Origin of the sequence: Archangium sp., assembly GCF_036389735.1 — a bacterium.
In the GTDB taxonomy this organism is placed as follows: domain Bacteria; phylum Myxococcota; class Myxococcia; order Myxococcales; family Myxococcaceae; genus Archangium.
Map to the genome: position 1 here is coordinate 1 of NZ_DASVWK010001010.1, position 6,741 is coordinate 6,741.

At 70.4% G+C, this 6,741-nt stretch carries 6 protein-coding genes and 1 pseudogene; 5 read left to right on the forward strand and 2 right to left on the reverse strand.

Going from position 1 to position 6,741, the window contains the following annotated elements; translation table 11 throughout:
* The 4 genes from VF794_RS36015 to VF794_RS36030 form a co-directional block, all read left to right on the forward strand.
* A partial coding sequence (locus VF794_RS36015) for a glutathione binding-like protein (RefSeq protein WP_331117651.1) occupies positions 1–189 on the forward strand: 189 nt, incomplete at its 5' end.
* Between the two features lie 105 nt (positions 190–294).
* Positions 295–1,311: an SCO family protein gene (locus VF794_RS36020; protein WP_331117652.1), complete on the forward strand. Its 1,017-nt coding sequence runs from the start codon at positions 295–297 to the stop codon at positions 1,309–1,311.
* A 15-nt stretch (positions 1,312–1,326) separates the two neighbouring features.
* Positions 1,327–2,202 carry a cytochrome c gene (locus VF794_RS36025; protein ID WP_331117653.1) on the forward strand — a complete coding sequence of 292 codons (876 nt, stop codon included), beginning with the start codon at positions 1,327–1,329 and terminating at the stop codon, positions 2,200–2,202.
* Between the two features lie 2 nt (positions 2,203–2,204).
* The gene (locus tag VF794_RS36030; RefSeq protein ID WP_331117654.1) at positions 2,205–3,971 is read left to right on the forward strand and encodes a multicopper oxidase domain-containing protein; all 1,767 of its coding nucleotides are present in this window, start codon (positions 2,205–2,207) and stop codon (positions 3,969–3,971) included.
* A gap of 9 nt (positions 3,972–3,980) precedes the next feature.
* Here the strand turns inward: VF794_RS36030 and VF794_RS36035 are convergent, their stop codons facing one another.
* Entirely contained in the window at positions 3,981–5,351 is a 1,371-nt protein-coding gene (locus tag VF794_RS36035; protein WP_331117655.1) for a HAMP domain-containing sensor histidine kinase, read from the reverse strand.
* 305 nt (positions 5,352–5,656) lie between these two features.
* On the opposite strand from VF794_RS36035, the pseudogene VF794_RS36040 reads away from it, so the two are divergent.
* Positions 5,657–6,049, forward strand: a pseudogene (locus VF794_RS36040) (MarR family winged helix-turn-helix transcriptional regulator); the annotation flags it as partial.
* Here the strand turns inward: VF794_RS36040 and VF794_RS36045 are convergent.
* Positions 5,980–6,741: Na+/H+ antiporter NhaA (locus VF794_RS36045; RefSeq protein WP_331117656.1), on the reverse strand; the 762-nt coding region annotated here is incomplete at its 5' end. The pseudogene VF794_RS36040 and the gene VF794_RS36045 sit on opposite strands and share 70 nt — an antisense overlap.

Here is a 6,741-nt window from a genome sequence, read left to right on the forward strand (position 1 = left end):
GGCGACTACCTCGTCGGTGACCGCTTCACCGCCGCGGACCTCTATGTCGGCTCGCAGCTCGGCTGGGGCATGCAGTTCGGCACCATCGAGAAGCGCCCGGCCTTCGAGCGCTATGTCGGACGCATCATGCAGCGCCCCGCCTCCATCCGCGCCCGCGAGATCGACGACGCCCTGCTGCCGAAGAAGTAGCGGAGTGCTGAAGGCAACAGAGGCCTGCCCTCCAGGGCACCTCGCCGTTCAGCGCCGGGCCCCTTAACTCAGCCCCCTACCTATGCCCGGTAGGAGAGGCTCGACATGGGAGGACGAACAGGCCACGGGTTGGGCGGACGGGCCTGGCGCCTGCTGCCAGTGCTGACGCTCGTGCTGCTCGCCGCCGGTTGCCGCAAGGACCGGGGCGAGGACTTCGCGGTGGTGCCCGTCCAGCCCGCTCCGGCACTGGAGGCCCCTCGGGCCTCGGGTGAGCTGTTCCGGCTGAGCGAGCAACGGGGAAAGGTGGTGGTGTTGTCCTTCGGTTACACGGCCTGCCCGGACGTGTGCCCCACCACCCTGTCCCAGCTCCAGCGCCTCCATGGAAGGCTGGGCACCGCCGCTCGGGACGTGGAGGTGGTCTTCGTCTCCGTGGATCCGGAGCGTGACGGCGCCCAGCAACTCGACGCGTACGTGCGCGCCTTCCACCCGCGCTTCACCGGCCTGCGCCTGGAGCCGGAGGCCCTCGCGCCCATGCTGTCCGCCTGGCGTGTCACCGCTTCCCGCCGCTACCCGGACGCCGAGCGCTACCGGGATCGCCCGTTCACCGGAGAGCTGCCCTACACCGTCGATCATACGGGGGCCTTCTTCCTCGTCGACAAGCAGGGGGCGCTGCGCTCGCGCCTGCCCTACACGGTGCCCGTCGAGCGGTTGCAGCAAGAGGTCCAGCGCCTCCTGGCCGAGGACGGCGCGCCCGCGAGCGGGACCCGGGTGGAGAAGGCCCGCGCGCGGCTGACACCGGCTCGCGTCGGGGCCGTCTACCTCACGCTGGTGAACCCCACGGGCCAGGAGGATCGGCTCGTCTCCGCCGAGTCCACAGCCGCCGCGCGGGTGGAGCTGCACGAGGTCATCGCCCAGGGAGAGTTGCTCCAGATGCACCCGAGGCCCGAGGGCTTCGCGGTCCCGGCGGGGGGGCGCGTCGAGCTGGCGCCGGGGGGCAAGCACCTCATGCTGTACGCCGTCCAGGCCTCGTCCACGAGCCTCCCCCTCACCCTGCACTTCGAGAAGGCGGGCGCCGTCCACCTCTCCGTCCCCATCTCCACGCCGGGCTCGGACGAGCCGTAGCCGCCCGGAGCCACCATGCATCCACCCTCGGGGAGCAAATGGCTGGCATGCGGGCTCGCGCTGCTGGCCACTGTCGCCGGGGCCGCACTCGCGCTCCGCGCCTGGGCCGTCCAGCCTCGGAGGGAAGCCGAGCTGGGCGGGCTCCGGCTGCGGTTGGAGCGGGCTGTCTGGCTGCACGAACCGACCGACCATGGGGACACGGCCACCCTACCCGCCCTGCCAGGGGCACCGGCACCCGGGCAACGCCGCCTCGCCGTGGAATTCACCGTCTTCAATCCCCGGAGCGTCCCGCTGGAGTTCTCCTCCGGAGAGGTGCGCCTCACCGAGTCCTCGCGGGGGACGGAGTGGCGGCCCTCGATGGGAGGCGCCACCCCGCTCACCGTGCGCCCCTCGGAGTTGCTGTCCGTGACGGTGGGCTTCGATGTCCCGCGCACTCCTGCCCCCCTGCGCCTGGAGTGGGTGCGCGACACGGAGCGCGCGTTCCTCTTGTCCACCCGGCGTCCCAAGAGCCTCGGCGAGGGCCCCCCGGGCTGGCCCCGGCGCGTGGAAGACCTCCCGCCGGGCAATGCCTCCGCGGGCTCGGCCCTCTTCCATGAAAGGCTCGCCTGCACGTCCTGCCATGGCAACCCCGCGGAGCCACGGGGCGTCCGGCTCGGACCACACCTGGGCAACTTCGCCCGGGTGGGCGCCACGCGGGTTGTCGGCATGAGCGTGGCGCAGTACGCCTACGAGTCCCTGCTCGACCCGGGTGCCTTCATCGCCTCGGAGTGCGCGGGGCAGGCGACCTGTGCACGGCCCACCAGCAACATGCCCCTGTATGGAGAGACGCTGTCCCCCCAGGAGATGGCGGATCTCATCAGCTACCTCGTGAACCTCCGGGCGAAGGAGTGAGCATGGCACGCAACCGGTGGGTGCTCGCCGTCCTCCTCACGCTCGGCCTGCTCGGCTGGGAGCTGGGCCTGCTATGGCTGCTCTCGGGGGGCTTTGGCACGCGAGCGGACGCGCTGGGGGCCCGACTCGCATGGGACGCGGCGCTCCTGCTGCCCGTGGCGCTGGCCGCATCGCTCCTCACGCGGCGCGCCAGGAGCCCGGTGAAGGCGGCCGCCACCCTGTCGTTGTGCTTCCTGCCCCTGCTGCTCGCGGTGAGTACCGGCCGAGGACTGCTCCAGCGGCAGCTCGCACGCTCCCCTTCCCCGGCGGCGCCAGAGGGGCAGCCCGTCTCCGCGACGGGCTCGGACGTGGGCGACGAGAGCCGCTTCCTCTGCGCGGCCGTCGCTCCGGACGCCTCCACCCCCGAGGCGTCGGAAGGTGGCTCGCCAGCGGAGGCCGCGTGGGCCGGAGCGCGGGATGCACTGGTGCTCCAGGTGCCCGTCTTCCCCCTGGCGCTGCTGCTGCTGCGCCGTCGTCCGAAGCGGGCCACTCCCGGCGCGCGCGCTGTCGCATCACCGGTGGGGCTCTTGCTGGTGCTGGGAGTCTCCTGCGCCTGGCGGTCCGATGGACGGAGCCCTCCTCCCGGCGTGCGGCCCCTCGAGGAGTGGACGGACGGATGTGCTCCCGGGGCTCCCGTGAGGACGTACGCCGTGGCCGCCCTCCCCGCCGTCCTCCCGCTCAATGAGCACGGGGACCATGTCCCCCAGGGCCTCAGGTACACGCTCGAGGAGGAGCCGTCATCGCTCCAGGAGCAGGCGCCCCTCCCGTTGGTGCTCCGCGCCAACCTCGGGGAGTGCCTCGTCATTCACTTCACCAACCGTCTGCCCAGCGCGCCAGCGGCCCTGCGCATCGAGGGCCTGCGCGTCACCGTGAGGGGCGCCGCGCGGGCAGGAGGCTTCGTCCCGGGCACGTCCGTCCCACCTGGACAGCGCCTCACGTACGTCCTCTCACTGCCCGAGGTGCCGGAGGCCGAGGGCGTCTACCTGATGCACGACTCGGAGGACGGTGGCGAACGGGAGGCGCGCGGGCTCTTCGGCGCCCTTGTCCTGGAGCCGGCTGGCGCCGTGTATCGCAGTGCCACCACGGGCGAGCCGCTCCGTGATGGCAGTGGTTGGGAGGCCCTTATCGACGTCCCAACGGGCCAGGACTTCCGGGAGATGGCGCTGCTCTACCACGCCATGGGCCCCCCGGAGGTGGCGGACGTGCGCTCCACCAGCGGAGCCCTCCTGCCCGTGCAGGACGAGATGGCGGGCCCCTTCCGGCCCGGTGCCTTCGGTCTCAACTACCGCAGTCAGCCCTCCTTCGAGCGGGAGGAGGACCCCCGAGAGGACGACGAGCGCCCACCCGCCTCCTCCAGAGTGAGAGCGGCCCCCCTGCGGCTCCGCTCGTACGTGGGCGAGCCCCTCAAGCTGCGCGTGGTGCACGCGGGGAGCGCGGAGTTCCACGTCCACCACCTGCATGCCTGGGACAGGCGTCAGGGGCCACGGGCGAGGCAGGCCCACGGCTCTCCATTCGAGGCGCCCCAGCTCTTGAGCCCGGGGAGAACCCTCACCCTCTCCACCACCGGGACCGGGGATTTTCCTCCGGCCGCTGGGGACTTCCTCGTGCATTGCCACGTGCCCAACCACTCGGCGGGTGGGGAGCAGCACACCTGGCGCGTGTTCGACGCCCCCCAGCCCCACCTGGCCCCCTTGCCCGGGTGGACCCCGCCCGCCCCTCCGGGCCCGTGAACGGAGCCGTCATTGGCGGGGCAGCGGCAGCTTCGCGTAGAACGTCGAGCCTCTTCCTGGCTCACTCTCGACGTCTAGCGAGCCGCCATGGGCCGCCAGGATCTTCCGTGCAACCGCCAGCCCGAGACCTACGCCTGGGATGGCTCCGCGCGTGGAGGAGCTCCGGCGGAAGGGCTCGAAGATGCTCTCCTTCTCGGGGGCAGGGATACCCACCCCTGTGTCCGTCACTGCGACGCAGTAGCCATCCTCCACCGGCACGACACGGATGCGCACCGTTCCCCCTTCGGGCGAGTACTTGATGGCATTGCTCAGCAGGTTGTTGAGCACCTGGGAAATCCGTGTCGCGTCGCAGCGCATGGGGGCTGGATGCTCGGGCACCTGGAGTTCGAGGACATGCCGGGCGGACACCGGCCGGTGAAGCTCCACGGCTTCCCTCACAAGTTCGGTGAGGTCGTTCTCTCCCAACTGGAGCTCCAGGTGCCCGGCCTCGATGCGGGTCGTATCGAGCAGGTCGTCCACCATGCGCCCCAGCCGCTCCACCTGCCTCTCCACCAAGGCGAGGCGCTGCTGAGCCCGCTCGGGTGGAAGCCCTCCGGAGCCGGCCCCGCTCGCGGCCAGCTTCAGGGCCTGGATGGGGTTGCGCAGGTCGTGGGCTACCCCTGCCAGGAAACTCACCTGCGCCTCCCGCTGTCGCTCCAGACGGGCGACCATGTCGTTGAAGGCATGGGCGATGTCACGTAACTCCTGGGCCCCGACCTCGGGCGCCGGCGTCCATGAAGCCCCGAGCCGAAAACTCACGAGTGCCTGCTGGATGAGCGCCACCGGGCGGTAGACGAAGCGCCGCTCGGCCCAGAGAACCACACCGACGCCCGTCAGCAGCACCAGGACCGCCAGAAGGCCGAGGATGTTGGCACGACGGTCCCAGAGTTGTGCTTCCTCCATTCGGTTGCGCGCCTCGGTGACGTTGAGGTGCACAAGGCGCTCGGTCAGCTCCAGAATCGCCCCGAGGGTCGGGTCAGACGCTCCGCGCGGGAGTGCGGTGTCAGGTTCGGTCCGCCCCCGAGTGAAGTAGGCCTCGACCTCCCGATTCACCTCCTCGAGGAGCTCGGCCTCGAGCGTCCCTCCCACATGGGCCCGGGCCTGCTGCAACCAGAAGTGGGCCTGCGCCTCGGCCTCCTGCATCGCGCGCGCGTGCTCGGGTTCACCCGTCACCTCCAGGAGGCGCCGCTCCCGGCTGTGCAGCAGAAGCGCGACCTCCAATTCCTCCGCCGCCCGAACGCTCTCGCCGGCCTGCCACAGGTGCACACTGTCACGCCCCATCCAGGTGGTGACGGCGACGAGCGCCCCCGCCGTGGCGAGCGTTACCAGACCCAGCAGCACGGCACTTCCGGCACGTTGTCCTCGCAGGCTTGGCGTCATCGCTCTCTCTGCCCCTCCCCGGGCATGTCACCACCCTCTGCGAGGCCACCAGGTCGCGTGCCCTCCAGTCAGCGGGAATTCCTTTACCCGAAGTCCCCTCCCCTGTGTGCCCGGCCTCCAGGCCATCCAACATTCCGTGGAGTGCAAGGGTGCCGTTGCCCCCTGGCAAAGTGCCAGCCCGGCATGGCGCTTTGCAGCGGTGCCCCGGCGTCATGCGGAGATGCCCGCGACGGGGAACGGACTGGCACCGCATCACCGCGGGCTGACTCGCGCAACTACTCCATAGCCACCCCAGCACGCTCACTGGAGTCTTGAAGCGGCTCGAAAGGCGTGGCCACGTCGCGCGCAGGTCGGATCCTCTCGACGCGCGCAAGGCGCTCTTCTTCCTCACGGAAGCAGGCCGTGCGCTGGACGTACCTGCCGCCAACACGGTGGAGGCCGCCGTGCAGCGGGTGCTCTCCCGTATGTCGAAAGCACAGCTGGTGGCTACCCAGGATGTCCTCACCGCGATGGCCGAGGAGTTGGACGTGGGGGCACCCTGGTCGACGAGCCCACCAGCCCATCCCTCACTGAAGCGGGGTGAGCCCACCTATGCCTGCTGGTCTGTAACGGGACTGGTGGCCGCGACACGGGGCTTCAACACGCGCAGGAGGCCATAACCAGCGACGCCGGAGGCCAGGGAGCCCAGGAGGATTCCGATTTTCGCTGGGTCGAGCAGTGCGGGCTCGGCCACGAAGGCGAGGTTGGCGATGAAGAGGGCCACGGTGAAGCCAATGCCCGTGAGCATGGAGACGCCGTAGAGCTGGGACATGGGGGCGTTGCCAGGCATGGAGGACAGGCCCCCCCGGATCGCGACGAAGGTGAAGAGGAAGACGCCCAGTTGCTTGCCGAAGAAGAGGCCCACGGCAGAGCCGAGCAGGACGGGATGAGCGAGGCTGTCCAGGCTCATTCCCGAAACCGAAAGCCCCGCATTGGCGAGCGCGAAGACGGGCATGATTCCAAGGGCCACCCACGGGTGGAACGCGTGAACGAAGCGGTTGAGCGGGGGCTCCAGGTCTTCAATCTGCTCCTCAATCTGCAAGAGTTCCTCATTGGCGATGCCCTCCTCGGGCGTGCGCCTCACCAGCTCCTCGGAGTGGACCTTCAGGGCCTCGAGCACCTCTCGCACGGGACGGTGCCCTCGCGCCGGAATCATCAACCCGAGCAGGACGCCCGCGATGGTGGCGTGAATGCCCGCGTGGTGGATGAAGTACCAGAGGACCGCACCGGCCACGGCGTACACGAGGCCACTGCGCACCTGGAAGCGGTTGAGGAGAGCCAGGAAGGCGAGCACCCCACCCGCGGCCAGAAG

What these genes read in the sequence shown, in the direction of transcription:
- VF794_RS36025 (WP_331117653.1), top strand. Translation starts at nt 1,327, where the DNA reads ATGCATCCACCCTCGGGGAGCAAATGGCTGGCATGCGGGCTCGCGCTG.
- VF794_RS36030 (WP_331117654.1), top strand. Translation starts at nt 2,205, where the DNA reads ATGGCACGCAACCGGTGGGTGCTCGCCGTCCTCCTCACGCTCGGCCTG.
- VF794_RS36020 (WP_331117652.1), top strand. Translation starts at nt 295, where the DNA reads ATGGGAGGACGAACAGGCCACGGGTTGGGCGGACGGGCCTGGCGCCTG.